General features: G+C 70.5%; 28 protein-coding genes. 13 read left to right on the top strand and 15 right to left on the bottom strand.

Annotation, left to right across the window (positions count from 1 at the left end; genetic code table 11):
• Nucleotides 1–11: 11 nt before the first annotated feature.
• The gene (locus ACWEVP_RS05915; RefSeq protein ID WP_452061498.1) at nucleotides 12–650 is read right to left on the bottom strand and encodes a pyridoxine/pyridoxamine 5'-phosphate oxidase; all 639 of its coding nucleotides are present in this window, start codon (nucleotides 648–650) and stop codon (nucleotides 12–14) included.
• A 1-nt stretch (nucleotide 651) separates the two neighbouring features.
• The gene (locus ACWEVP_RS05910) at nucleotides 652–1,290 is read right to left on the bottom strand and encodes a hypothetical protein (RefSeq protein ID WP_452061497.1); all 639 of its coding nucleotides are present in this window, start codon (nucleotides 1,288–1,290) and stop codon (nucleotides 652–654) included.
• Nucleotides 1,291–1,372: 82 nt separating this feature from the next.
• Here ACWEVP_RS05910 and ACWEVP_RS05905 point away from each other — a divergent pair, with 82 nt between their 5' ends.
• Entirely contained in the window at nucleotides 1,373–1,906 is a 534-nt protein-coding gene (locus ACWEVP_RS05905; RefSeq protein ID WP_452061496.1) for a DUF2020 domain-containing protein, read from the top strand.
• A gap of 147 nt (nucleotides 1,907–2,053) precedes the next feature.
• Nucleotides 2,054–2,506, top strand: coding sequence for a DUF6918 family protein (locus ACWEVP_RS05900; protein WP_372667581.1), 453 nt, complete (start codon nucleotides 2,054–2,056; stop codon nucleotides 2,504–2,506).
• Nucleotides 2,507–2,567: 61 nt separating this feature from the next.
• Here the strand turns inward: ACWEVP_RS05900 and ACWEVP_RS05895 are convergent, their stop codons facing one another.
• Nucleotides 2,568–3,104, bottom strand: coding sequence for a hypothetical protein (locus ACWEVP_RS05895; protein ID WP_452061495.1), 537 nt, complete (start codon nucleotides 3,102–3,104; stop codon nucleotides 2,568–2,570).
• Between the two features lie 97 nt (nucleotides 3,105–3,201).
• Here ACWEVP_RS05895 and ACWEVP_RS05890 point away from each other — a divergent pair, with 97 nt between their 5' ends.
• Both ACWEVP_RS05890 and ACWEVP_RS05885 read left to right on the top strand, forming a co-directional pair.
• Nucleotides 3,202–3,711, top strand: a complete 510-nt coding sequence (locus ACWEVP_RS05890) for a peptidylprolyl isomerase (protein ID WP_372667583.1) — start codon at nucleotides 3,202–3,204, stop codon at nucleotides 3,709–3,711.
• A gap of 38 nt (nucleotides 3,712–3,749) precedes the next feature.
• Nucleotides 3,750–4,709, top strand: a complete 960-nt coding sequence (locus ACWEVP_RS05885; protein WP_452061494.1) for a rhomboid family intramembrane serine protease — start codon at nucleotides 3,750–3,752, stop codon at nucleotides 4,707–4,709.
• On the opposite strand, the gene ACWEVP_RS05880 is transcribed toward ACWEVP_RS05885, so the two are convergent.
• Both ACWEVP_RS05880 and crgA read right to left on the bottom strand, forming a co-directional pair.
• Entirely contained in the window at nucleotides 4,706–5,119 is a 414-nt protein-coding gene (locus ACWEVP_RS05880; RefSeq protein WP_452061493.1) for a PH domain-containing protein, read from the bottom strand. The genes ACWEVP_RS05885 and ACWEVP_RS05880 overlap by 4 nt on opposite strands.
• 70 nt (nucleotides 5,120–5,189) lie before the next feature.
• Nucleotides 5,190–5,456: a cell division protein CrgA gene (gene crgA / locus ACWEVP_RS05875; protein ID WP_155548322.1), complete on the bottom strand. Its 267-nt coding sequence runs from the start codon at nucleotides 5,454–5,456 to the stop codon at nucleotides 5,190–5,192.
• A 280-nt stretch (nucleotides 5,457–5,736) separates the two neighbouring features.
• On the opposite strand from crgA, the gene ACWEVP_RS05870 reads away from it, so the two are divergent.
• The 3 genes from ACWEVP_RS05870 to ACWEVP_RS05860 are packed head-to-tail and all read left to right on the top strand — an operon-like array spanning nucleotide 5,737 to nucleotide 7,846.
• Nucleotides 5,737–6,705 carry a class E sortase gene (locus tag ACWEVP_RS05870; protein ID WP_452061492.1) on the top strand — a complete coding sequence of 323 codons (969 nt, stop codon included), beginning with the start codon at nucleotides 5,737–5,739 and terminating at the stop codon, nucleotides 6,703–6,705.
• On the top strand, nucleotides 6,705–6,860 hold the full coding sequence (locus tag ACWEVP_RS05865; protein ID WP_086865498.1) for a hypothetical protein: 156 nt from the start codon (nucleotides 6,705–6,707) through the stop codon (nucleotides 6,858–6,860). The genes ACWEVP_RS05870 and ACWEVP_RS05865 overlap by 1 nt, the downstream gene beginning before the upstream one ends.
• Nucleotides 6,833–7,846 carry an LLM class flavin-dependent oxidoreductase gene (locus ACWEVP_RS05860; RefSeq protein WP_452061491.1) on the top strand — a complete coding sequence of 338 codons (1,014 nt, stop codon included), beginning with the start codon at nucleotides 6,833–6,835 and terminating at the stop codon, nucleotides 7,844–7,846. Before ACWEVP_RS05865 ends, ACWEVP_RS05860 begins: the two co-directional genes overlap by 28 nt.
• Here ACWEVP_RS05860 and ACWEVP_RS05855 read toward each other — a convergent pair.
• The 3 genes from ACWEVP_RS05855 to ACWEVP_RS05845 all read right to left on the bottom strand — a co-directional run bounded on the left by ACWEVP_RS05855 (nucleotide 7,815) and on the right by ACWEVP_RS05845 (nucleotide 9,745).
• The gene (locus ACWEVP_RS05855) at nucleotides 7,815–8,207 is read right to left on the bottom strand and encodes an SCO5389 family protein (RefSeq protein ID WP_206784188.1); all 393 of its coding nucleotides are present in this window, start codon (nucleotides 8,205–8,207) and stop codon (nucleotides 7,815–7,817) included. The two genes, ACWEVP_RS05860 and ACWEVP_RS05855, sit on opposite strands and share 32 nt — an antisense overlap.
• A gap of 93 nt (nucleotides 8,208–8,300) precedes the next feature.
• Nucleotides 8,301–9,035: an ABC transporter permease gene (locus ACWEVP_RS05850; RefSeq protein ID WP_452061490.1), complete on the bottom strand. Its 735-nt coding sequence runs from the start codon at nucleotides 9,033–9,035 to the stop codon at nucleotides 8,301–8,303.
• Complete coding sequence (locus ACWEVP_RS05845) at nucleotides 9,032–9,745, bottom strand: ABC transporter ATP-binding protein (RefSeq protein ID WP_452061489.1); 714 nt, start codon at nucleotides 9,743–9,745, stop codon at nucleotides 9,032–9,034. The genes ACWEVP_RS05850 and ACWEVP_RS05845 overlap by 4 nt, the downstream gene beginning before the upstream one ends.
• Nucleotides 9,746–9,915: 170 nt before the next feature.
• Between ACWEVP_RS05845 and ACWEVP_RS05840 the strand changes: the two genes are divergently transcribed.
• Both ACWEVP_RS05840 and ACWEVP_RS05835 read left to right on the top strand, forming a co-directional pair.
• Nucleotides 9,916–11,736 carry a histidine kinase gene (locus tag ACWEVP_RS05840; protein WP_452061488.1) on the top strand — a complete coding sequence of 607 codons (1,821 nt, stop codon included), beginning with the start codon at nucleotides 9,916–9,918 and terminating at the stop codon, nucleotides 11,734–11,736.
• Nucleotides 11,676–12,332 carry a response regulator gene (locus tag ACWEVP_RS05835; RefSeq protein ID WP_452061487.1) on the top strand — a complete coding sequence of 219 codons (657 nt, stop codon included), beginning with the start codon at nucleotides 11,676–11,678 and terminating at the stop codon, nucleotides 12,330–12,332. Before ACWEVP_RS05840 ends, ACWEVP_RS05835 begins: the two co-directional genes overlap by 61 nt.
• Here the strand turns inward: ACWEVP_RS05835 and ACWEVP_RS05830 are convergent.
• On the bottom strand, nucleotides 12,329–13,648 hold the full coding sequence (locus ACWEVP_RS05830; RefSeq protein ID WP_452061486.1) for an FAD-dependent oxidoreductase: 1,320 nt from the start codon (nucleotides 13,646–13,648) through the stop codon (nucleotides 12,329–12,331). The two genes, ACWEVP_RS05835 and ACWEVP_RS05830, sit on opposite strands and share 4 nt — an antisense overlap.
• A 112-nt stretch (nucleotides 13,649–13,760) precedes the next feature.
• On the opposite strand from ACWEVP_RS05830, the gene ACWEVP_RS05825 reads away from it, so the two are divergent.
• From ACWEVP_RS05825 to ACWEVP_RS05810, 4 genes are all read left to right on the top strand, one after another.
• A complete protein-coding gene (locus ACWEVP_RS05825) occupies nucleotides 13,761–14,405 on the top strand; it encodes an aminodeoxychorismate/anthranilate synthase component II (RefSeq protein ID WP_452061485.1) in 645 nt (214 codons plus the stop codon).
• Nucleotides 14,402–15,193, top strand: coding sequence for an ABC transporter ATP-binding protein (locus ACWEVP_RS05820; RefSeq protein ID WP_452061484.1), 792 nt, complete (start codon nucleotides 14,402–14,404; stop codon nucleotides 15,191–15,193). Before ACWEVP_RS05825 ends, ACWEVP_RS05820 begins: the two co-directional genes overlap by 4 nt.
• Nucleotides 15,181–15,822 (top strand): hypothetical protein, encoded by a 642-nt coding sequence (locus ACWEVP_RS05815; protein WP_452061483.1) that lies wholly within the window; start codon nucleotides 15,181–15,183, stop codon nucleotides 15,820–15,822. The genes ACWEVP_RS05820 and ACWEVP_RS05815 overlap by 13 nt, the downstream gene beginning before the upstream one ends.
• Nucleotides 15,823–15,922: 100 nt before the next feature.
• Entirely contained in the window at nucleotides 15,923–16,240 is a 318-nt protein-coding gene (locus tag ACWEVP_RS05810; protein ID WP_436383902.1) for an effector-associated constant component EACC1, read from the top strand.
• Nucleotides 16,241–16,295: 55 nt separating this feature from the next.
• Here ACWEVP_RS05810 and pknB read toward each other — a convergent pair whose 3' ends face one another.
• The 6 genes from pknB to ACWEVP_RS05780 are packed head-to-tail and all read right to left on the bottom strand — an operon-like array spanning nucleotide 16,296 to nucleotide 24,400.
• Nucleotides 16,296–18,251: a Stk1 family PASTA domain-containing Ser/Thr kinase gene (gene pknB / locus ACWEVP_RS05805; RefSeq protein ID WP_452061482.1), complete on the bottom strand. Its 1,956-nt coding sequence runs from the start codon at nucleotides 18,249–18,251 to the stop codon at nucleotides 16,296–16,298.
• Entirely contained in the window at nucleotides 18,248–19,588 is a 1,341-nt protein-coding gene (locus tag ACWEVP_RS05800; RefSeq protein WP_452061481.1) for a serine/threonine-protein kinase, read from the bottom strand. The genes pknB and ACWEVP_RS05800 overlap by 4 nt, the downstream gene beginning before the upstream one ends.
• A 3-nt stretch (nucleotides 19,589–19,591) precedes the next feature.
• Nucleotides 19,592–21,061, bottom strand: a complete 1,470-nt coding sequence (locus tag ACWEVP_RS05795) for a peptidoglycan D,D-transpeptidase FtsI family protein (protein ID WP_452061480.1) — start codon at nucleotides 21,059–21,061, stop codon at nucleotides 19,592–19,594.
• On the bottom strand, nucleotides 21,058–22,545 hold the full coding sequence (locus ACWEVP_RS05790; protein ID WP_452061479.1) for an FtsW/RodA/SpoVE family cell cycle protein: 1,488 nt from the start codon (nucleotides 22,543–22,545) through the stop codon (nucleotides 21,058–21,060). Before ACWEVP_RS05790 ends, ACWEVP_RS05795 begins: the two co-directional genes overlap by 4 nt.
• Complete coding sequence (locus tag ACWEVP_RS05785; RefSeq protein WP_452061478.1) at nucleotides 22,545–23,942, bottom strand: protein phosphatase 2C domain-containing protein; 1,398 nt, start codon at nucleotides 23,940–23,942, stop codon at nucleotides 22,545–22,547. Before ACWEVP_RS05785 ends, ACWEVP_RS05790 begins: the two co-directional genes overlap by 1 nt.
• Entirely contained in the window at nucleotides 23,939–24,400 is a 462-nt protein-coding gene (locus ACWEVP_RS05780) for an FHA domain-containing protein FhaB/FipA (protein WP_003079002.1), read from the bottom strand. The genes ACWEVP_RS05785 and ACWEVP_RS05780 overlap by 4 nt, the downstream gene beginning before the upstream one ends.
• Nucleotides 24,401–24,406: the final 6 nt, after the last annotated feature.

The raw sequence follows: 24,406 nt of genomic DNA, 5'->3' as shown, positions 1-24,406 counted from the left end.
CCCGCGCACGGTCACGGCCAGAGGCGCTCGCGGACCCAGCCGCTGTCGGTCTTGCGGTAGCGCAGCCGTACGTGGCGGCGGTCGTGGCTGGCCTGCCAGAACTCGACCTCGTCCGGGTCGACGAGGTAGCGCGTCCACGTTTCCGGGGCCACGTCCGGGTTTTCCGCGACCCAGCGCTCCGCCTCCGCGGCCGCCGCGTCGAGGTCCGCCGGGTCGTGCAGCACCTGCGACTGGTGCCCGATGAACGCCTCGACGCGCGACGCGGGCGGCCGCGCCAGGAAGTCCGCCGCCGACACCTCGGGCGCCGCGGGGGAGACCGGCCCGCGCAGCCGGACCTGCCGGCCGCGGCCGGGCCAGAAGAACGTCAGCGCGGCGCGCGGATCCTTGCGCAGCTGCAGGCCTTTCGGGCTTTCCGAGCTGGTCGCGACCGCCCAGCCGGCCGGGCCGACGTCCTTGAGGATCACCACCCGCGCGTCCGGTGCGCCATCGGCGTCCACTGTGGACAGTGTGACGGCGTGTGGCGCCAGCACGTGCTCACCGGCTTCGGTCAGCCACTCGACGAAGAGCGCCTGTGGGTCCGCGGCCGCTGTTTCCGGCGTGAACACGGGGAGTTCTTCGGGGAACGAGGGCCATCCGCGCAACGCGACCATGTCAGTAACCGTACGGCTGCGGCCCCGGCGGCGGGTAGCCAGGCGCCGGCGGGCCGGCGTACGGCGGAGGTGGCACCGGCGGCGGCTGCTGCTGCCAGCCGGCCGGGGGCTGCTGGGCCGGCGGTTGCTGCTGCTGCCACTGGAGCTGCTGGTAGACCTCGGCGGGCTCCGGGAAGCAGTACGTCAGCTTGGCGTTGACCGACCCCTGCACCGCGGCGCCCCAGAACTTCCCGCCGACGAACGCGTACCGCGCCCCGGCCGAGACGTCGACCGCCACCATCCGCGTCTCGCCGCCGAACTGGTTGCCCGACTTCGCCGACGCGGCCTGTGCGGCGTCGGGGTACACGCGCTGGCCGACGAGCCCGGCGATGACGACCGATGCCGCCGTCCAGCCCATCGTGCCGACGAGGTTCGCGCGGGCGTGCTGCGTGGCGCGGCCGGTGAAGTCGTACAGCGCCGCGGCCGTGACCTCGGGGACGGCCGCGGCGATGACGCAGTAGTTCATCGTCGACAGCATCACCGATTCGGTGAACAGCCCGACGGGGCAGACGGCGGGCCCGATCTGCACGGTGTTCAGCTGGCCGCCGGAACGCTGGATGCGCTCGGCAACCGCGCCGAGGTACTGCTCGGGGGTTAGCACGACGCCATCGTCGCACGCCCGGCCGTCACGGCGAGTTCAGCCAGCGGTTTTCACACATCCTTCATGGTTGACTGTGCGCGCTATGCGACGACTCGTACTTCTCGCGCCCGCCGTGGCCCTGCTGGCCGGCTGCGGCCCGTCCCTCGTGTCCGGCACCGCGACGCCCACTTCCCCGACGGCGTCCGCCGGCACGGCCGCCGGTTCGGAGCTGCCGCCGGACCCCCAGCCGGCCACGACCGGGGACTGCCCGTACCTCGACAGCGAGTTCGTGGCCGACTCCAACGGCCAGCACGTGTCGAAGGTGCGGATTTCGGCGGACCAGCCGCATCCGGCGTGCTTCTTCTACCGCCCGGACGGGAAGATCCAGCTCACCGTCCGTGTCTACGTCGGGGACGCTAAGACGGCGACGGCGCTGGTCAACAAGGCGGCGCCGGTCGACTCGTCGAACCCGGCCAGCGACCCTTCCGGCTGGAAGGGGGGCTACGAGTCGACCGACGACGGTGCTGTCTACGCGGTCGCGAAGGGGGCCGCGGCGGTCATCGCGACCACCAACCAGAAGCAGAGCGTAAAGGCACGCACAGTGGTCAAGAAGGCTATCGCTGCCCTGAAGCTCTAGGTAGCAGGCTCCACACGGGTGAGTGATGTTGATCTTGTATTACCCTGTGCGTCACGCGCAGGCTTCGTGGACTCGCGCACCGCAGCCATCGGGGGATCCCCACCCCGGGGGCCGGGCACAAAATCTGCAACGCAAAGGACAAGATTCGTGGCTGACACCCTCAAGGACATCCTGCTCGACTCCAGCCGTCGTCCGGCTGTCGTGACCGACTTCGAGACCCTCGTCGACGCCGAGGTCTCGGACAAGGGCGGCGTTTCGGGTGCCGTCGTCAAGACCGGCTTCGCCGCGGTCAAGAAGATCAAGCCGGGCATCATCCCCTCGGCCGTCGACACGCTGCTGCCCGACTTCGCCACCGCGCTCGAGCCGTTCTACGGCGACTACCGCGCCAAGGGCGGCAACGACTTCGGCGCCTACCTGACCAGCCGCTCGGACGAGGCTTCCGACGCGCTGCTGAGCGTCACCGACTCGCGCGCCGAGCGCAGCAGCCGCGACAGCATCAAGAAGGTCTACTCGAAGCTGCGCCCGAACGGCAAGAAGAACGTCGAAGAGGCGCTGCCCCGCCTGGGCCAGCTGATCGACAAGCACGCCGCGAACGCCTGATCGCACGCACCAACGAAGAGGCCCCTCGGGTGCACGCCCGAGGGGCCTCTTCGCGTCGGCTTCAGTTCTTCTTCTCGGCGGGCGCCGGGGACGGCGCCTTGCCGTTCGCCTGCGGGCTCGGCTTCGCCGCTTCGGCGGGCTTCGGCGCGGGCGGGGTGGCCTTCGGCGGCGCGGGCGCGACCGGCGGCTCCTGCTTCGACCGGAGGGCGTAGGCGGCGCCGGCGCCGACCACGACCAGGCCGAGCAGCCACGGCCACTTGCGGCGGCTGCGGGTGCCCTTCGCCGCGGCCTTCGCCTCGACGAGAGCGGCAGCGAAGTCCTTCTTCGCCGCCTTGAAGTCCTTCTTGCCGCGGCGCTTCGACTCGCCGGCCGCCTTCGCGGCCTTGATGGCGGCCTTCTTCGCCTTGCGGCCCGGCTTGCGCAGCTCGGAGAGCCGGGCGAGGGCCTCCTGGCGGGCGGCCTTCGAGCTCTTCTTGAGCTCCTTGCGGGTGAGCTCGGTCTTCTTCGCGAGCTGCTTCTGCGCGCGCCGGCCCTGCTTGACACCCTCGCTGAGGAGTTTGTCGGCGGTCTCGGCGGCCTGGGCTGTCGCCCGGGACATGGGCTTCACCTCATCATTCGTTTTGACACTGCTCTGTTACCCGTAACCTATCGTGCCCCTTTTCGCCGCCGCCCGCCGCAGATGGCACGATGAAGCCGTGAAAGCGACGCTGCACACCAACCAGGGTGACATCAACCTGAACCTCCTCCCCGACCACGCGCCGAAGACGGTCGCGAACTTCGTCGGGCTCGCGGAAGGCACCAAGGAGTACACCCAGCCGAACGCGGCGGGCACGAACTCCGGCCCCTTCTACGACGGTTCGATCTTCCACCGGGTCATCGACGGCTTCATGCTGCAGGGCGGCGACCCGACCGGCACCGGCCGCGGCGGGCCCGGCTACAAGTTCGGCGACGAGTTCCACCCCGAGCTGCAGTTCAGCAAGCCGTACCTGCTGGCCATGGCCAACGCGGGGCCCGGCACGAACGGCTCGCAGTTCTTCATCACGGTCGCGCCGACCACCCACCTGAACTTCCGGCACACGATCTTCGGTGAGGTGGCCGACCAGGAGTCGCGCAACGTCGTCGACGCGATCGCGCGCACCGCGACCGGCCCGGCGGACCGCCCGCTGACCGACGTCGTCATCGAGAAGGTCACCATCGAGCACTGACGGCCCGCTGACGGCGGTTTCGGTAGGTTGGTGACATCGTGAACCAACCGCCGAACCCCGCCGCCGAGCAAGCCGCGCTCCCCGGGTGCTGGTGGCACCCGAACCGCCCGACCGGGCTGAGCTGTTCCCGGTGCGGGCGTCCGGCGTGCCCGGATTGCCTCCGCGAAGCCCCCGTCGGCTTCCAGTGCACCGACTGCGTGCACAGCGGCACCCAGCAGCAGCGCCGTCAGCACCGCGACTACCAGGAAGCCGGCTTCGGCCAGCGCACCGTCTTCGGCGCGCGGCTGTCCCAGTCGGTGCTCGTCACCCAGGCCATCCTCGCGGTGAACGTCCTGGTCTTCCTGATCACGGTCGTCCAGGCGGGCAGCCTGAACGACAACGAGCTGTCGTCGCTCTTCCAGCACGCCAGCCTCTACGGCGACGCGACCCTCGGCCACGGCGAATGGTGGCGCGTCCTGACCAGCGGGTTCCTGCACTACGGACCCATCCACATCGCGGTCAACATGTTCTCGCTATGGATGATGGGCCGGTCGCTGGAACAGGTCTGCGGCCGCGGCCGCTACCTCGCGCTCTACTTCGTCTCCATGCTCGGCGCGTCGGCGGCCGTGCTGCTGTTCGGCAACCCCGGCGAGTTCCCCGGCACGGCCGGCGCGTCCGGAGCGCTGTTCGGCCTGATGGGCGCGTACGCGGTCACGGTGCTGAAGCTGCGCCTGAACCCGACCGGCCTGATCATCACGCTCGCGCTGAACGCGTTCATCACCTTCGGCATCCCGGGCATCTCGATCTACGGCCACGTCGGCGGGCTGGTGACGGGCGCCCTGCTCACCGTCGCGCTGCTCTACGCGCCGCAGGCCAACCAGGCGCGTTACCAGGCGATCGGCATCGCGATCATCGCCGTCGCGCTCGTCGGCCTGATCGGCTACAAGGGCACCCAGTTCCCGGCGGAGACCTGCGAATTCGTCCAGTACCGCCAGGGCCTCTACTACACCTGCGGCTAGCTCCGCAGCGTGCTGAGGACGTCCAGGACGTCCCGGGGGTCTTCGCCGAGGTCCAGCCACCCGAAAACGTACAGCTCGTCTTCGTGCTCGACCTCGAGCGTGACGCCGTCGCGGCCCAGCCGGCGGGTGGTGCGCAGCCGGGTTCGGGTCTGCGCCCACGGCAGCCGGTGCGTGCCGCCCAGCGTCCGGGCCACCAGGCCCTCGGGGCCGGCGGCCAGGCGGGGCCGGACGAGCGTCGAGTGCGCGGCGAACGCGCCGACGGCCAGCGTGGCCAGCGCGAACAGCACCAGGCCGCCGCGGTCGCCGGTCAGGGCGTCGGCCACCACGCCGACCAGGAGCAACGCGGTGACCGCCCACGCCGATACCACAAGCGCCCGGCGTGGTGCCCACGAGGTGGGGTAGTTATCCACAGGGGTTATCCACACTGGGGATGAGTCACACCGGTGTAATTCGGCGTCAAGCCGCCATTCGGAGTAATAATCAACGCCAGCGCATAGTCATGAGCAGACCCGCGATCATCAGCGCGAACCCGCCGGCGAAGTTCCAGTTGCCGAGGTCGGCCATCCACGAGATCTTGTCGCCGGCGATGTAGTTCACCAGGAGCCAGATCAGGCCCACGAGCATCAGCCCGAACATGGGGATCTTCCAGGCGAGACCGGTGGGACCGGCCGCCCGCACCTTCACCGGCGTGCGCCGGTCGGCAGGCGGGGTGTAAGCCGTCTTCTTGCGGACCTTGGACTTGGGCATCGTGTTCCTCGCGGTGCTGTTCGGGCTCGTCTGGTGGCGATGACCCGCCTGGGGTGCGCAACCAGCGCCACGTGCACACGTTAACGTAAATGACCGCAGGAAAGCAGCGGCCGGGAGTGGTCGGATTTCCCGTACCGTGACGTCGGGGTCACCAAGTGTTGGACGCGGCTTGAGAGGAGCTTGCGTGACTACGCGCGAAGGACCGGATGACGACCGGCGCAGACACCCCGGACAGCGCCCCGCGCCCCAGCGCCGCCCGGTCCCGCCCCCACGTGGGCAAATGCCGCCCCGCCAGGCCCCCGGTCAGCCGCCGCGGCGTCCGCAGGGCCCGCCGCCCCGCCGGTACACCAGCCCGCCCCCGCCGCCCGGCGCGAACGAAGAGACCGTCGTCTTCGCCCCGGTCAAGGGGGGCGCCGCGACCAAGGAGAAGCCTGCGCCGGCGCCGCTGGGCAAGGGCGGCGTCGCGATCCGGACGGCCGGCGAAATCCTCATCACGCTGGGCCTGGTCGTGCTGCTGTTCATGGTCTACGAGCTGTACGTGACCGACCTGTTCTCGGCGGGCAAGCAGTCCGAAGCGAGCGACCAGCTCGACGGCGAGTGGGCGCACGACCGCACGCTGCACCCCGAGCTGATCGACGGCAAGGCGTTCGCGCGCATCCACATCCCGACCTTCGGCGTCGACTACAACTTCACCATCCAGGAGGGCACCGACGACGCCTCCCTGGAGGTCGGCCCCGGCCACTACAAGGGCACGGCGCTGCCCGGCGAGCCCGGCAACTTCGCCGTCGCCGGCCACCGCGTCGGCAAGGGCGCCCCGTTCAACGACCTGGACAACCTCTCCTCCTGTGACCAGATCGTGATCGAGACCTCGACCGACTTCTACATCTACAAGGTCCTGCCCTACGACGACGAGGTCGAGAACTGGGCGGGCGGCAAGGGCGCCGACCCCAAGTGCAAGGGCGTCTCGACCCTGCGCGACCCGAACGCCGAGGAGGGTGGCGCGTACAGCGAGACCTTCGGCCGCAAGGTCGTGCTGCCCAGCCAGGGCACCGCGGTGAACCCGGTCCCGTACAAGGACGCCGACGCGCTGCCGAAGGCCCAGCAGGCCGCGCTGCTCACGCTCACCACGTGCCACCCGCAGTTCTCCGCCAAGGAGCGGCTCATCATCACCTCGGTGCTGACCCAGCAGGTCCCGAAGGACCAGGTCAAGGACTACGGCGACCTGCTCTCGAAGATCGGGGAGGCCTGATGTACGCCTGGCTCTGGCGGAAGTTCCCCGGCCCGTTCGCGGTGAAGCTGACGATCGCGGTGGTCCTTGTCCTCGGCGTGGTGGCGCTGCTGATGTTCGTGGTGTTCCCGTGGCTGGAGCCGCGGCTGTGGTTCAACGAGGTCGCGGTCAACTGAGGTTCGGCGTCTTCCTGGTCAGCGCACGGTTCCCCGGCCAGGCGGACGGCGACGTCCTCCGCCGGTCGGTCCGCGCCGCCGAGCTGGCCGAAGAAGCCGGCTTCGACGACGTCTGGTTCGCCGAACACCACTTCATGCCCTACGGCGTCTGCCCGTCCGCGATCACGCTCGCCGCGCACGTGCTCGGGCGGACGTCGCGGATCGGCGTCGGGACCGCGGTCAGCGTCCTCTCGACCACGCACCCGGTCGCGCTGGCCGAGCAGTGGGCGATGCTCGACGCCGTCTCCGGCGGCCGGCTGCGGCTCGGCGTCGGGCGCGGCGGCCCCTGGCAGGACCTCGAGGTCTTCGGCACCGGGCTGGACCGCTACGAGACCGGCTTCGAAGAGACTCTCGACGTCTTCCTCAGGGCGTCCACCGGGCGGGTGCACGCCGACGGAAGGCACTTCGCCTTCCGGGAGGTCCCGCTGGTGCCGACCCCGGAACGGCGGCCGGACGTCGTCGTCGCGTGCGGCGGGCCGAAGTCGGCGGCTGTGCGCCAAGCCGCCGATCGGGGCTTGCCGCTGCTGCTCGGCCTGCACGCCGACGACGAGGAGAAAGCCGAGACCGTCGCCGCCTACGGGAAGCCGGCGGACCACGTCTCGACCGTGCTCTGCCAGGTGGGCGACGCCGACGTCGTCCGCAACGCCCTTCCCGCGTGGCTGAAGGACGGGCTCGGCGCGCACGTGACGGTCGACGGGCGGCCGGGCCCGGCCAAGGACCCGGGGGAGTACACCGAACGGCTCTGCGCCATCCACCCCGTCGGCGACGCCGGGCACTGCGTCCGGACCCTGGAAACGAGCCTCCGGCGCACCGGCGTCTCCCACGTGCTGATGCTCGTGGAGGCGTCCGGTACGCCGGAGGGCACGTACGCGAACATCGCGCGGATCGGCACCGAAGTGCTCCCCGCGCTGCGGGCTAACAGTCCCGCAGTTCCGGGCTCTGGTTGAGCAGCTGGCCGCGCGGCGAGACGAACGCGCGGTAGCGGTCACCGTCTACTTCGGACTGCTTGAACACCGCGACCCGGTGGCAGTTCTGGAAGGCCAGCTTGACGCCGAAGTGGCGCTCGAGGCCGCCGCGGATCGCGTCCGACGCCAGTGCCCGCAGCAGCTGGCCGCGGGCGGCCTCGCTCGGCGGCGGCGTCTCGTTGTCGGCGAACCCGTCGGCCGCACCCTCGGCGTCGGCGATGACGCCGGTGATGACCTCCCAGGCGTAGGGCAGGGATTCCTTGACGCAGGTGACGAACTCGGCGTCGGTGACCTCCCCGCGCTCGGCCTTCTCCAGCAGCGCGGGTGACACGTCCAGGGACATCGAACCTCCAAGTTGAGCAGGGCCACCCTCCTGGCTACCGGCCGGGTGGTCCGGCCACAAGAGAAAACGATGATCATCACCAATATGGCGGATTCACTCCCAGCGGAAGAGCTTCGCCGCCGTAGCCGTGCCGATCACCGCGAAGCCGGCCAGGACGACCAGCTGCAGCGGCTGCACGCTGGTGCCGACCCAGGCGTCCTGCAGCGGTTGCGTGCCCGGCGGCAGGTAGTCGCCGATCCGCTGCAGGACCACCGGCAGCAACGCCCGCGGCAGGTAGACACCGCCGAAGAACATCGTCGGGACGAACGCGATCAGCGCGAACGCGCCCGCGGCCTTGGCCGTGCGGGCGACCGCGGCCGCCAGGAGGCCGAACGAGAACATCGAGACCGTGCCGAGCAGCAGCGTCAGGAGGAACAGCAGCGGGTGCTTCGGCAGCGGGACGTCGTAGACCGCGTTGGCCGCCGCGAGCACCAGGCCGATGCCCGCCAGCGCGACCACGACGTGGATCAGCAGCTGCGCGCCCAGCAGGTTGGCCGGGTGCACCGGGGTCGTGGCCAGCCGGCGCAGCACGCCCTGCTCGCGGTAGGTCGCGACGGCGCCCGGGATCGACTGCAGGGCGAGCATCGCGAGGCTGATGACGACCAGCGACGGGACCCACGCGTCGATGAACCGCGCGCCGCCGGTGGCCGGGCTGGGTTCCGTCATGCCCGGGATGGCGCCGACCGCCAGCAGCACCGCGGTCGGCAGGAGGAGGCCCGCGATCGCCATGACCGGCGTGCGGAGGAAGAGTTTCGTTTCCGTGGCGGTGATCTTGGCGAAGGTGTTCACAGCGTGCTCCTCGTGAGCGAGACGAACGCGTCGTCCAAAGTGGATGCTCCGGCCGCGGCGCGGAGCTCGGCGGGCGTGCCGGTCGCGACCACGCAGCCGGCGTCGAAGATCGCGACGCGGTCGCACAGCCGCTCGGCTTCGTCCATGAAGTGGGTGACCAGCAGGACGGTGACGCCGGCGGCGCGGACGCCTTCGACCAGCCGCCACGTTTCGCGGCGGGCGTGCGGGTCGAGCCCGGTGGTCAGTTCGTCGAGGATGGCCAGCTCGGGGTTGCCCACCAGCGCGAGCGCGATCGAGACGCGCTGCTTCTGGCCGCCGGAGAGCTTCCCGAAACAGCTGCGCGCGTGATCGCGGAGGTCGAGCTGGTCCAGCAGGACGTCGACGTCGGCCGGGTCCGGGTAGAACGAGGCGAACAGCTCGAGCGCCTCGCGCACCCGCAGCTTCGCGGGCAACTGGCTTTCCTGCAGCTGCACGCCGACGCGGCGGGTCAGCGCGGCGCGGTCGGTCGCGGGGTCGAGGCCGAGCACGGAGATCTCCCCGCTGTCGGCGCGGCGGAGGCCCTGCAGGCATTCGACGGTGGTGGTCTTCCCGGCGCCGTTGGTGCCGAGGATGCCGAAGACCTCGCCGCGCTCGACGGTGAACGAAACGCCGTCGACCGCGACCCGGGTGCCGTAGCGCTTGCGGAGGTCGGTGACTTCGATGAGTGGCATGGCTTCGAAGCTACGAACCTGCGGCCGTCCGCAGAATGACGCTGAATCCCCAGCTCAAGTAGGGTTTTGCTGACGCGGGGGTGGACCTGGCCCCACCCCGGCCGGGGAGCTTCGGCCAGTGCGCGGACGCGGGCGGTCCGGCGAAGATCTCGGGGGGAAGGAGGTGCCGGATGCCGTACCTGCGGGCGCTCGGACGGGCGTGCGCGCTGGCCGCGCTCGCGTTGCTCAGCTGGGTCGACGTGCTGGTCGAGCTGATCGCGTTCGCGCTGCTGTGCGTCGGCCTGGTCTTCTTCCTCGGCCCCGCGGTCGAATGGACGCGCGGCCGGTCGAGGGTGGCGCGGACGCTGGCCGCGCGCTGGTGCGGCGTGGAGATCGCGGCGCCGTACCAGCCCGAGCCGCCGGAACCGGTGCGAGAGCGCGACGGCTGGTACCGCGACGGCAACCAGCTCTACAAGCGTGCGTTCTGGATCCGCTGGCAGCACCGGCTGACGTGGGCCTTGGAAGACCAGGCGGCGGGCCGCGAGTTCACCTGGCAGCTGGTGAACCCGCTGGTCACGCTGCCGCTGCCGGTGGCCGCCCTGCTCGCCGGCCCCGCCGCGCTTCGCGGCTACGGCCACTGGACGCGCTGGTGGCTGGGCCCCCGGCCGCCCGCCGGGTCGCGCAAGAACTGGCTGCACCGGCACCTCGAGGCACTGGGTCACCAGGCAGGCATCTTCGCCCTTTCCGTGGTGCAACTGGTCTTTTCGCTGCCGCAGCTGGTCCTGATGGTCGGCTTCCCGCCGTTGGCGGTCCCGGTCGCGCTGTGGACCCGGACGATCACGGACACGCTGCGCCGGGAGGCCGGGAACTGGACGGGCGTGCGGATCGCCCGGCCGTACCTGCCGCCGCCGGGATTGCCGGTGCCGCGCCCCGACGGGCTCTACCAGGTCGGCAAGCAGTTGTACGAGGAACCGTTCTGGCCGGTCCAGCACGCCCGCACGCGGTGGGTGCTGCGCGACCGCGCCACCTGGCGCGACCTGGCCGGCGCCGTGCTCGGCACGCTTTTTTCGTTCGTCCTGCTCCTGCCGACGATCGTGCTGGTCACCCGGGGACTCATCGGACTCGGGGCGCTCTGGGTGTGGCGGCCGTTCGTGTCGTCGCCGGTCGGCTGGTTCCCGCTGCCGGAGGTGTCGACGCACCTCGGCGCGCTCGCGCAGACGCCGGTCGTGCTGGCGATGGTCGTCGCCGGTCTGTGGCCGACGACGTGGCTCGCGCGCCAGCAGGCCCGCTTCGCGCGGGCTTGGCTGGGGCCGACGGAGGCGACCCGGCTCGCCGCGCGCGTCGAACGGCTGAAGCAGACCCGCGCGGACGTCACGGTCACGCAGGCGGCGGAGCTGCGGCGGATCGAACGCGACCTGCACGACGGGATCCAGTCGCGCCTGGTCGCGATGGGGATGAAGCTCGGCGCGGTCGAGGCGCTCGTCGACACGGATCCGGTGACGGCCAAACGGCTCGCGGCCGAGCTGCGCGCGGCGTCTTCGGAGGCGCTCACCGAACTGCGCGTGCTGATCCGCGGCATCCACCCGCCGGTGCTGTCCGAACGTGGCCTGCTCGACGCGGTGCGCGCACTGGCCCTCGACAGCCCGCTGAAGACCGAGGTCACCGGTTCGCTGCCGGGCCGCGTCGAGCAGCCGGTCGAGGCGTGCGCGTACTTCGCCGTGTCGGAACTGCTGGGCAACGCGGCGAAGCACGGCTCGAAGCGCGCGTCGATCGGCGTCGGGTTCGCCGACGACCTGCTGACGCTGGTGGTGACCGACGACGGCCCGGGCGGCGCCGTTCCGGCCCGCGGTTCGGGACTGCGCGGGATCGAGCGCCGGCTCGGCGCCTTCGACGGTAGGTTGACGCTGACCAGCCCGATCGGCGGGCCGACCAGGGCGGTGGTGGAGATCCCGTGTCAGCTCGACCCCGAGTCGTCGTCGCCGAAGACCAGTACCTCCTCCGAGACGGCCTGACGCACCTGCTGGCGGCGCACGGTTTCGACGTCGTCGCGGCGGTCGGCAGCGGTCCGGAACTGGCGGCGGCGTTGCGCGCCGAGAACCCCGATGTGTCCATTGTGGACGTCCGAATGCCGCCGACGAACACGGACGAAGGCCTGCAGGTCGCGCTGGCCGCCCGGCGAGAGATCCCGGGCCTGCCGATCTTGGTGTTGTCCCAGCACGTCGAGCAGCTGTACGCGCGCGAACTGCTCGCCGACGGCACCGGCGCGATCGGCTACCTGCTCAAGGACCGCGTGTTCAACGCCGACCAGTTCATCGACGCGGTCCGCCGGGTCGCGGCCGGCGGCACGGTGATGGATCCCGAGGTGATCGCGAAACTCCTGTCCGGCAACGCATCCGACCCCCTGGCCGCCCTGACCCCGCGCGAGCGCGAAGTACTCGGCCTGATGGCGGAGGGGTGTTCGAACGCGGCCATCGCGTCCCGGCTGCACTTCAGCGAGGGCGCGGTCGGCAAGCACACGGCGAACATCTTCGCCAAGCTCGGCATCTCGGCATCGGACGACACGAACCGCCGCGTGCTCGCCGTGCTCGCGTACCTCGGCGCCGCTTAGCCGCGCGAAACCCGGGTCATCTCCTCGCGCTCCACGACCTTGATCCGCTCACGGCCGGCCGCCAGGCCCAGCGCCTTCTCGTGTGAGTCGAGCCTGCCCCAGCCTTCCCAGGTGGTGAACGGGATCCCGCGCGCGGCCAGGAAGTCGAGGATCGCGTCCGGCGAGGCGTACCTCGGCGCGGTCAGCGTTTCCGCGTCCGACAGCAGGCTCGCGATCGTCTCGGCCGCGTCGCCCTTCGTGTGGCCGATCAGGCCGATCGGGCCGCGCTTGATCCAGCCCGTCACGTACACGCCCGGCAGCTGGTTCTCGTCCAGGTCCAGCACGCGGCCCGCCTGGTTCGGGACGACGCCCGCAACGTGGTCGAACGGGATCTCCGGCAGGTGCGACGACAGGTAGCCCACCGCGCGGTACACGGCCTGGACGTCCCAGTCGTGGAACTCGCCGGTGCCGCGGACGTTGCCGTCGCCGGTCAGCTCGGTGCGTTCGGTCCGCAGGCCGGTCACTCGGCCGTCCTCGCCGAGGACTTCGGCCGGCGAGTGGAAGAAGTGCAGGTGCAGCCGCTTCTTCCGGTTACCGGGCTCGCGGATCGCCCACTCCTGCAGCGTCTTCACGACCATGTCGATCTGCTTCGACGCGCGCAGGGCCGCGATGCTGCCGTCGTCGAACTCGATGTCCTCGGGGGACACGATGACCTCGACGTTCGGGGAGTGGTCCAGCTCGCGCAGTTCCAGCGGCGTGAACTTCGCCTGCGCCGGCCCGCGGCGGCCGAACACGTGCACGTCCGTCACCGGGCTCGTGCGAAGGCCTTGGTAGACGTTGTCCGGGATGTCGGTGGTCAGCAGCTCGTCCGCCGTCTTCGCGAGGATGCGGGCGACATCGAGCGCCACGTTGCCGACGCCGAGGACCGCCACCGAAGACGCGGTGAGCGGCCAGGTGCGCGGGACGTCCGGGTGGCCGTCGTACCAGGACACGAAGTCGGCGGCGCCGTAGCTGCCGTCGAGGTCGATGCCCGGGATGTCGAGCGCGCGGTCGGCGGACGCGCCGGTCGAGAAGATCACCGCGTCGTAGAACTCGCGCAGCTCGTCGAGCTTGATGTCGGTGCCGTAGTCGATGTTGCCCAGCAGCCGGATGTTCGGCTTGTCGAGCACCTTGTGCAGCGCGGTCACGATGCCCTTGATGCGCGGGTGGTCGGGCGCGACGCCGTAGCGGATCAACCCGAACGGCGCGGGCATGCGCTCGAAGAGGTCGATCGTCACGTCGGCGTCGGACTTGTCCAGGATGTCGGCGGCGTAGATGCCCGCGGGACCAGCGCCCACGACGGCTACGCGAAGAGATCGGCTCACACCCTCCACGGTAAGTTAGGGTCACCTAACCAGAAATGTGATTTACCGTACGGTCCACTAGTTGGGAGCCGGTAAGCTCGCCGACATGCGCGTTCTCGTCGTCGACAACTACGACAGCTTCGTCTACAACCTGGTCCAGTACCTGGCCCAGCTCGGCGCCGACTGCACGGTCTGGCGCAACGACGTCGTGGACCTCGACCGCGTGCCCGAGTTCGACGCCGTGCTCGTCTCGCCGGGCCCCGGAACCCCCGAACGCGCCGGTCAGAGCATGGACGTCATCCGCAAGTGCGCCGAGACGCGCACGCCGATGCTCGGCGTCTGCCTCGGCCACCAGGCGCTCGGCGTGGTCTACGGCGCGACCGTCGACCGCGCGCCCGAGCTGCTCCACGGCAAGACCAGCCAGGTCCGCCACGAGGGCACCGGCGTCCTCAAGGACCTGCCGGCGGAGTTCACGGCCACCCGGTACCACTCCTTGACCGTGGTGCCCGACACGATCCCGGCCGACGTCTTCGAGGTCACCGGCCGCACCGAGTCCGGCATCGTGATGGGCATGCGCCACCGCGAGCTGCCGCTGGAGGGCGTCCAGTTCCACCCCGAGTCGGTGCTCACCGAGGGCGGCCACCGGATGCTGGCGAACTGGATGGCCGCGGCCGGACACCCCGTCGACCCGGTCCGCGTCGACGAGCTCGAGCGCGCGACCAAGGCGCTCCAGAAGGCCGCTGTTGCGTGATCCGGCTCGAGGGGGTCGGCAAGCGGTACGGGCGGGGTGACTTCGTCCTCCGCGACGTCGACCTGAGCGTCGAGCCCGGGCACGTCGTCGGCGTCCTCGGCAGCAACGGTTCCGGCAAGTCGACGCTGCTGCGGATCATGGCGGGCGTCTCGCACGCGACCACCGGCGTGGTGACGGGCAGCCCGCGGATCGGCTACCTGCCCGACCGGTTCCCGGCCGGCCAGCGCATGGGCGCGCGGGCCTACCTGCGGCACATGGCGCGCATCCGCGGGCTCACCGACCTCTCGGTGATCGACCCGCTGCTCGAGCGGCTCGCGCTGGTCGGCGGCCCGGCCGCGCCGCTGCGGACGCTGTCCAAGGGCAACGCGCAGAAGGTCGGGCTCGCGCAGGCCGTCATGGTGCGGCCCGACCTGCTGATCCTCGACGAGCCGTGGTCCGGGCTCGACGTCGGCACGCACGCGATCCTGGGCGAGCTCGTCGCCGAGACGCGGGCGCGCGGCGCGAGCGTCGTGTTCACCGACCACCGGCCCCAGGTGGTGCACGACCACGCCGACGTCGTCCACCTCATGAACGACGGCAGGCTCACCGCGGAGAGCGCCGAGCCGACCACGCGGATCGTGCTGCGCGGCGACGGTGCCGGCTGGGCGGACGAGCCCGGCGTCCGGCACGCGGTCGTCGAAGGCCCGCAGGTGGTGCTCACCGTCGAGGTCGCCTCGGTGGACGCGGTGCTGGTGCGGGCGCTGAAGGACGGCTGGTCCGTGCGGGAGGTGGCGCCGTGTTCGCCCTGACCCGCTACTACCTGGCGCTGCTCGGCCATTCGCAGCGGTACCTGCCGGCGCTGCTGGCCTACCTCGCGTTGTGCGTCATCCTCTACGCCGACCCGCATTCGCCGCCGTTGCCGCTGTTCGGGGTGAGCGCCGGCGGGCTGCTCGTCGTGTCGTGCTGGCTGACGATCGCGCTGCTCGACATCGAGGACCCGGTGCAGCGGCTGGTGACCTTGAGCCACGCGCGGCAGTGGCGGCGGATGATCACCGGCGCGATCTGCACCGTGCTGGCCTGCTCGGCGGTGCTCACCGTGATCACCGAGGTGTGGTCGGCGCTGAAGTCGTTCAAGGTCCAGCCGGCGGCGCTCGGCATCGGGCTGCTCGCCCACCTCGCGTGCGCGCTGCTGGGCATCGCCATCGCGCTGCCGTGTTCGCGGCTGCTCGTGCACCGGATCGGCTGGACGGTGCTCGCCGCCGTCGTCACGCTGATCGTCGTGCTGCTGGCGAAGATCCCGCTGGTCCACCCGCTGCTGCACGCCCTGACCGACGACGAACCGGTCGGCGGCCCGCTCGTACTGGCGCTGGTGACGTCCGTCGTGGTGCTGGCCGCGAGCTTCGTCGTCGTGGCGCGGCTCGTGCAGCGCCGTTCCTGAGTGCAATTTGCAATCTTCAAATTCCTGGCCAGGGTATCGGCGGGTGCTCGGCGCCGACTAGTGTTCGGGTCCTCTCCGATTCCGGGTGAAGGGAGAACGGGTGACGGCGGGGATCGTCGCGATCACCGGGCCAGACTCCGAAGGCGAGCTCAGGGAGCTGGCCGCCTGGCTGCGCGGTGAGGACGAGCTCCGCGGCCGCGTTCAACTGTTCGACGCCGTCGTGGTCGGCGTGACCAGCAACTCCGCCGGCGTGTTCTGCCGGTCGCTGATCGCCTGGCTGCGGCGCTGCCGCGAAGCCCGCGTCTCCCTGAAGGTCAAGCGCTCCGGCGCGGCCGAAGAACTGGAGCTCGACTGCGGTCCCGCGAGTGACGCCGAGCAGATTCTCGGTGCGGTGCAGGGATTTCTCGACAAAGCCTGAAGAACGACGAAGGCCCGCACGGCGAACCGTGCGGGCCTTCGTCGTGTGGACGGGATCAGGGGCTGCCGCTGGTCGTCGGGAACAACGAGCCGTTCGACACCGACACCGTGATGTTCTGGTCCTTGTCGATCTGCTGACCCGGCGGCACGCTCTGCTTGGTGACCGTGCCTTCGGGCTTGTTGCTGGTCCGGTCCGACTGCTCCCGCAGCTGACCGGTCCAGCCCATGCTCTGCAGCTTCGCCTGGGCGTCGTCGACCGACATGCCGACCAGCTGCGGCATCTCGATCTTGTTGTCCGGCTGGCCCGTCGACACGGTCAGCGTGATCGTGCTGCCGACCGGCACCGAACCGCCGTTCGGGGTCTGCTGGAGGACCTGGTCCTTCGGCTGGTCGGACTGCTGGTCGACGCGCTTGACGCTGAAGCCCAAGCCGGTAAGGGCGGACTGCGCCTCGCTGAAGGACTTCCCGGTGAAGTTCGGGACCTGCTTCTGCTGCTTGCCCTTGCCGATCGAGATCGACACGCTGGTGCCCTGCTGAACCTCGTTGCCCGCCTGCGGCGTCTGGCTGACCACCTTGCCGACCTGGTCGTCGTCGGACACGTCGACGTCCTGCACCTGGTTCAGGGTGAGGCCGGCTTCCTTCAGCTTCGTTTCGGCGTCGTCCTTGGTCAGGTCCTTCAGGTCCGGGACCTTCACCTTGCCGGGTGCCTGCCCGATTGTCAGCGTGATCTGCGCCGTGGTCGCGACCGGCGTGCCCACGTCGGGCGTCACCAAGATGACCTGGTTGACCTGGTCCGTGGTGCACGGCGTGTTGCCGGACGCGTCCGGAACCCCGCAGATCACGGTCTTGTTCGGCGCGAAGTTGTTGAACCCCTTCTCGCGCAGCGTGTTCTTGGCCGCCGGCTCGGTCTGCCCCTTGACGTCGGGGATCGCCACGGTGCCCGGGTCGTCGCCGCCGCTCTTGAACGACCCCGACAGCCACATGATCAGCAGCACCGCGCCCAGCACGAACACCGCGGCCAGCACGGCCAGCAGCGTCCGGCGCCGGCGCTTCGCCTTCGGGTCCTCGTCGTCCGCGGCGTCGTACTCCTCGTAGCGCTGCGGCTGCCGCCGGTCGGCGTTCATCACCTGCGTGCGCTCGTCTTCGGACATCACCATCGGCGCGGCCGGGCGCTGGCCCGAGAGCGTGCGCACCAGGTCCGAGCGCATCTCCGCCGCCGACTGGTAGCGGTTCGCCGGGCCCTTCGCCAGCGCCTTCAGCACGACGGCGTCGAGCTCGGGAGCCACCGCCGGGTTCACCGACGACGGCGGGTTCGGGTCCTCCCGGACGTGCTGGTAGGCCACCGCGACCGGGGAATCGCCGGTGAACGGCGGCTCGCCGGTGATCAGCTCGTACAGCACGCAGCCGGCGGCGTAGACGTCGGAGCGGGCGTCGACCGACTCGCCGCGGGCCTGCTCGGGCGACAGGTACTGCGCCGTGCCGATCACCGCGGCCGTCTGGGTCATCGCGGACTGGCCGTCGTGCATCGCGCGCGCGATGCCGAAGTCCATCACCTTGACCGCGCCGTTCTTCGTGATCATCACGTTGGCCGGCTTGACGTCGCGGTGCACGATGCCGTGGCGGTGCGAGAAGTCGAGCGCCGCGCAGACGTCGGCCATGACCTCCATGGCCCGCTTCTGCGACATCGGGCCCTCGGTCTTGACGATGTCCCGCAGCGTCCGGCCTTCGACGTACTCCATGACGATGTACGGCAGCGGGCCGAACTCGGTGTTGGCCTCACCCGTGTCGTAGACCGCGACGATCGCCGGGTGGTTCAGAGCGGCGGCGTTCTGCGCTTCGCGGCGGAAGCGCTCCTGGAACTGCGGGTCCCTGGCGAGGTCGGCACGGAGGATCTTGATCGCGACTTCCCGGCCGAGACGCACGTCGTGGCCGTGATGGACCTCGGACATGCCTCCGTAGCCGAGCGTTTCGCCCAGCTCGTACCGGTTGGAGAGCAGTCTGGGTGTGCTCATCTCTGGGTGCCGTTCCATTCCGTCCAAGGTGCGGTCATGATGCCTTGCTGGCCATCGTCGGTCGTTCCGGGAGCGTCCGCCGGGTAGGCGCTCGAAGCGGGCGGTTGCTCCGCGGGCGGCTGTCTGCCCGGGACCACCTGGCTCTGCGTCTGGCCGGTGTGCGGTGGCGAGCCCGAGCTGCCGATCATCTTCGCCACGAGGACGATGGCCGCCACCAGGACAACGAGCAGGATGGCCGCGAGGAGCGCCCACCAGCCCCACTGGGACTTCTTCCGGGGCACCGGCACCATGGCCGGGCGCAGGACGGGCCGCGACGGCGGGCCGATGGTGACCATCGGGTTCCCCGTCGGCGACTGCGGGGCCACCGGCATGTGCTGCTGGTGCGGCGGGACCGGCTGCGGCGGCGCCGGTTGCTGCACCGGCGGTTGCTGTTGCGGTGGCTGCACCGCGGGCTGCTGGCCCGTCGCGTACGAGGCGTTGACCAGCCCGCGCGGCGTCGGCAGCGGCAGCCCGGCGCGGACCGCGGCGACGGCGGCCGCGAACTCGCCGCCGTTGTTGTAGCGCTGCCGCGGGTCCTTCACCAGCGTCGCCTCGATCACCGCGCGCGCGGCGGGCGGGACGTCCGGCGGCAGCGGCGGCGCGATGTCGCGGATGTGCATCATCGCGACCGTCACGGCGTTCTCGGACAGGAACGGCCGGTGCCCGGCGAGGCACTCGTACCCGCACACGGCCAGCGAGTAGACGTCGGACGCCGGCTCGGCCGGGTGCCCGAGCGCCTGCTCCGGCGCGATGTAGTGCGCGGTGCCCATGACCATGCCGGACCGGGTGACCGGGGCGGCGTCGGCCGCCTTGGCCACGCCGAAGTCGGTGATCTTCACCTGCCCGGTCGAGGTCACCAGGATGTTGCCCGGCTTGACGTCCCGGTGGACCAGGCCCTGCTCGTGCGCGGCCTGCAACGCGTTGCCCGCCTGCTCCAGCATGTCGAGCGTGAACTCCGCCGACAGCCGCCCGTGCTTGGCCAGCAACCCGGCCAGCGGGTCGCCGTCGACGAGCTCCATCACCAGGTACGCGATCGAGAGGTCACCGTCGAAGACGGTCTCGCCGTAGTCGTGCACCGCGGCGATGCCGGGGTGGTTGAGCGACGCCGTCATCCGCGCTTCGGTGCGGAAGCGGTGGAGGAATTCGGCGTCGCCGGAGAGTTCTGCCTTGAGGATCTTGACGGCCACGGTCCGGTCCAGCCGGGTGTCGCTGGCCTGCCAGACCTCGCCCATCCCGCCGACGGCGATCCGGCTCGTCAGCTTGTACCTCTCGGCCAGCAGCTGGCCCGAGGACAGCATCCGCTATCCACCCCCGAGCTTGGCGTTGATCGCGGCGCGGCCGATCTCCGCCGCGACCGTGCCGCCGGTGGCCGCGAGCCCGCGGTTGCCGCCGTCCTCGACGATCACGGCGACCGCGATCTGCGGGTCGTTCGCCGGGGCGAAGGCGGTGTACCAGGCGTGCGGTGCGGTGTTCTTGGAGTCCGTGCCGTGCTCGGCGGTGCCGGTCTTCGACGCGATCTGGATGTCCGGGCGCTTGCCGCCGCCCTTGGTGAAGCCCTCGGAAGCGATCATCATGTCCTTGAGGATCGCGGCGTTCGACGACGAAAGTGCCGCCGTGCCGGTGAGCTCGGTGGGGCTGTAGTCCTCGATGGTCGACAGGTCCGGCGCCAGTACCGACTGCACCAGCTGCGGCTTCATCGCCATCCCGCCGTTGGCCACGGTGGCCGCGAGCAGGCAGTCCTGCAGGGGGGTCAGCCGGACGTCGCGCTGACCGATGCCGCTCTGGTAGAGCGCGCCCTGCGAGTCGAGCGGGCCGACCGTCGACGGCGCGACCTTCATCGGCACGGTCAGGTCGGTCTGCCCGATGCCGAAGTTCGCCGCCGTCTTCTTCAGCTTGTCCGCGCCGAGCTGGCCGGCGAACTCCGCGAACGGGACGTTGCACGAGTGCGCCAGAGCGTCCTTGAACGTCGTGCCCGGGCACGCTTCGCCGGCGTAGTTCTCCAGCGTGACGTTGGTGCCGGGGAGCTTCGTGTTCGGCGCGGCGTTCACCGGGGTGTCCGGGCCCTTGCCGTCCTCGAGCACGGCCGACGCGGTGACCAGCTTGAACGTCGAGCCCGGCGGGTAGGTCTCCGAGATCGCCCGGTTCAGCATCGGGTTCTTGTCGTCCTTGACGTACGAGTTCCAGGCGTCGGTCTGCGCCTTCGACGTGTGCGACGCCAGCTTGTTCGGGTCGTACGACGGCGTCGACACCATCGCCAGGATCCGGCCGGTCTTGGGCTCCATCGCGACGAGGGCGCCGGTGTAGTTCTTCTGCGTCATCAGGTCGTACGCGGCCTTCTGCACGGCCGGGTCGATGGTCAGCCGGACGTTGCCGCCGCTCGGGTCCCGGCCGGTGACCATGTCCGACAGCCGCCGCACGAACAGCCGCGGGTCCGAGCCGTTCAGCACGTCGTCCTCGGAACGCTCGAGGCCGCCGGAGCCGTAGTTGATCGAGTAGTAGCCGGTGACCGGCGCGTACATTGGGCCGTCGACGTAGGACCGGATGTACTTGTACTTGTCGTTCGACGGGTCGACCTTCGCCAGCACCTCGCCGTTCGCCTGCGACACGATCTGGCCGCGGCGGCGGGCGAACTCGTCGTAGAGCACGCGCGCGTTGCGGGAGTCGGTGCGGTAGTCGTCGGCCTTCACGACCTGGATGTAGGTCGCGTTGGCCAGCAGCAGGACGACCATGACGAGCATCGTCATGCCGACCTTGCGCAGCGGGGTGTTCATGCCTGCTTGCCCCCGTCCGCCGGCGGGCGCTGGACGAGCACGGTGTGCGCTTCGGCGATCGGCGCCTGCTGCTGGGGCTGCGGCTTCGGCCGGGCGGCGGGCCGCCGGGCCGCGTCGGAGATCCGGAGCAGCAGCGCGACCAGGATGTAGTTCGCCAGCAGCGACGAACCACCCTTGGACAGGAACGGGGCGGTGATACCGGTCTCCGGGATGAGCTTCGTGACCCCGCCGACGACGACGAAGATCTGCATGACCATGGTGAACGCGAGCCCGCCGCCGAGCAGCTTGCCGAACGTGTCGCGCACGGCGAGCGCGCTGCGCATGCCGCGCATGGCGACCAGCAAGTACAGCATCAGGACGGCGGCCAGCCCGATGAAGCCGAGCTCTTCGCCGATCGCCGCGGTGATGAAGTCGGTGTTGGCCTCCGGGACCATGTCCGGGCGGCCGGCGCCGAGCCCGGTGCCGCCGATCCCGCCGGTGCCGAGACCGAACAGGCCCTGCGCGATCTGGTACCCGCCGCCGAGCTTGTCGTACGTCGCGAGCGGGTCGAGCCAGTTGGCGACGCGCTGCTGGACGTGCGTGAAGAGGTTGTAGGCGATCAGGCAGCCGCCGACGAAGAAACTCAGGCCGAGGACGACCCAGATGATCCGCTCGGTCGCCACGTACAGCATCATCAGGATGACGCTGAAGAACAGCAGCGACGTGCCGAGGTCCTTCTCGAACACCAGGATGCCGATGCAGGCGATCGCGGCGATGAGGATCGGGCCCAGGTCACGGGCCCGCGGCAGCTCGACGCCGAGGAACTTCTTGCCGGCCACCATGAACAGGTCGCGCTTCGACACCAGGAACGAGGCGAAGAAGACCATCAGCAGGATCTTCGCGAACTCGCCCGGCTGGATCGAGAACCCCGGCAGCTTCAGCCACACCTTGGCGCCGTTGACCTCGGACAGGCTCGACGGCAGGAGCGCGGGCAGCGCCAGCGCGACGATCCCGACCAGGCCCGCGGTGTAGCCGTAGCGGGTCAGCGTGCGGTGGTCGTTCACCACGACCAGCACGGCGACGAAGAACCCGAGCGAGATGACGGTGAACAGCACCTGCGCCGTGACGGCGGGGGTGTAGTCCTTCCCGTTCTGCACGGCCTTTTCGGCCAGGGCCAGGTCGATCCGGTGGATCATGACCAGCCCGATGCCGTTCAGCAGCGCGACGCAGGGGAGCAGCACCGGGTCCGCGTACGGCGCCCAGCGGCGCACGGCCAGGTGCGCCGCGGCGAAGATCGCGAGGTAGGCGAGCCCGAGCCAGACGATCGACCAGGTCAGTTCCTGCTCCTGGTTCGCTTCGACCAGCACCAGGGCGATGGTGACGATGAACGCGGCGAACCCCAGCAGCACCAGCTCGGTGTTGCGGCGGGTCGGGACTTCGCGCGGCGGGTTCGTCTGGAACTGCGCGGCGAGCGGCTCGGCGGTGCGCGCGGCGGGCTGGCTCATCAGTTACCGCCTCCCGTCGTCGGTGCCGTCGAACTCGGCGTCGAGCAGTCCCTCCCCGCTGGCTGGTTCGCCGACGACGGAGCAGTGGAGCCGGCCGGAGCCGACGGAGTGGACGTCGGCGAGACCGGGTTGGTCGGCGTCGGGGACGGCTGGCCGCCCGCCGGCGCGCAGTTGTTCAGGCGCTTGTGCAGCTGCAGGAAGTCGTCGATGTACTTCCGGGCGTCGTCGAGGCTGTCCTTCTTGACGCCGTTCTGCACCGCCAGCCGCGCGTCCTCCTGGAGCTGGTCGACGCGCAGCTTGTCCGTGCACACCTGGTTGGGCGGGCACGAGCCCTGCTCGTAGGTGTGCAGGTCGATGCCGAGGATGCTGCCGGGAACGCCGCGGTAGATCACGACTTCCTGGTCCGCACCTTCGCCGACATAGTACTGACTCAGCACGAAGTACCGGGTGGCGATGGCGGCCGCGGCGAGCACGACGAGCACCACCAGCGCGCCGGCCAGCCAGCGGAACCGCTTCCGGCGCTTGGCCTTCGGATCTTCGGACGGCTGCGGCAGCTCGGGACGCGGCTGCGGCGGGGGCTGGGTCAGCGCCCTGGCCCGGGCCGCGGGGGAGTCACCCTGGTGCCGTTCGTCGCTGCCGTCCCCGGCGGCGCCGCCCACGATGGGCGCGTCCTCGCCGAAGTCGACGTCGACCACGTCGGCGATGATCACCGTGACGTTGTCCGTGCCACCGCCCTTGAGGGCCAGCTCGATCATCCGGTCCGCGCACTGCTGCGGGTCCGGGATCTGCACGGCCTCGGCCAGCGTCTCGTCGCTGACCATGCCGGACAGGCCGTCCGAGCAGATCAGGTACCGGTCGCCGGAGCGGGCTTCGCGCACGGTCAGGCTCGGCTCGACCTCGTGCCCGGTCAGCGCCTTCAGCAGCAGCGACCGCTGGGGGTGCACCGCCGCTTCTTCGGGCGTGATCCGGCCTTGTTCGAGCAGCTCGTTGACGAAGCTGTCGTCGCGCGTGATCTGCGCGAACTGGCCGCCGCGCAGCAGGTACGCGCGCGAGTCGCCGACGTGCACCAGCCCGAGCCGGTTGCCGGCGAACAGCACGGCGGTCAACGTCGTGCCCATGCCGTCGAGGTCGGGGTCCTGCGAAACGAGTTCGGCGATGGCGGCGTTGCCGTTGGCCACCGCCTCCCTGAGTTGCGCGAGGAGGTCGTCACCCGGCTCGTCGTCGTCGAGCGGGGCGAGCGAAGCGATGACGACCTTGCTGGCCACCTCACCCGCCGCGTGACCACCCATACCGTCGGCGAGCGCGAGCAGGCGAGGGCCGGCGTACACGGAGTCCTGGTTGCTCGAACGCACCAGGCCCCGGTCGCTGCGGGCTGCGTAGCGGAGGACGAGAGTCATGGGCGAAGCTCGATCACCGTCTTGCCGATCCGGATGGGGACTCCGAGCGGGACCCGGAGGGGTGCAGTGACCTTAGCCCGGTCCAGGTACGTCCCGTTCGTCGAGCCCAGATCTTCCACGTACCAGTCCTCACCGCGCTGGGCGATCCGCGCGTGCCGGGTCGACGCGTAGTCGTCGTCGAGCACCAACGTGGAGTCGTCGGCCCGGCCGATGAGGATCGGCCGGCCGTCCAGCGCGATGCGCGTCCCCGCCAGCGCGCCGTGGGTCACGAGCAGCTGCTGCGGGGACTTGCTGTTGCGCGGCTTCTTCTCCTTCTTGCGCCCGAAGGTCGGGACCTGGACGCGCATGCCCGATGCCGCGTAGAGGTCCGAACGGACGACTCTCAGCGCGGCGAACACGAAGAGCCAGAGCAGCACGAGGAAGCCCACCCTGGTGAGTTGTACGACCAGCTCTGGCACTTGGTG

The organism is Amycolatopsis sp. NPDC003865 (genome assembly GCF_053605345.1).
This window is presented reverse-complemented; position numbering and strand designations above follow the sequence as displayed.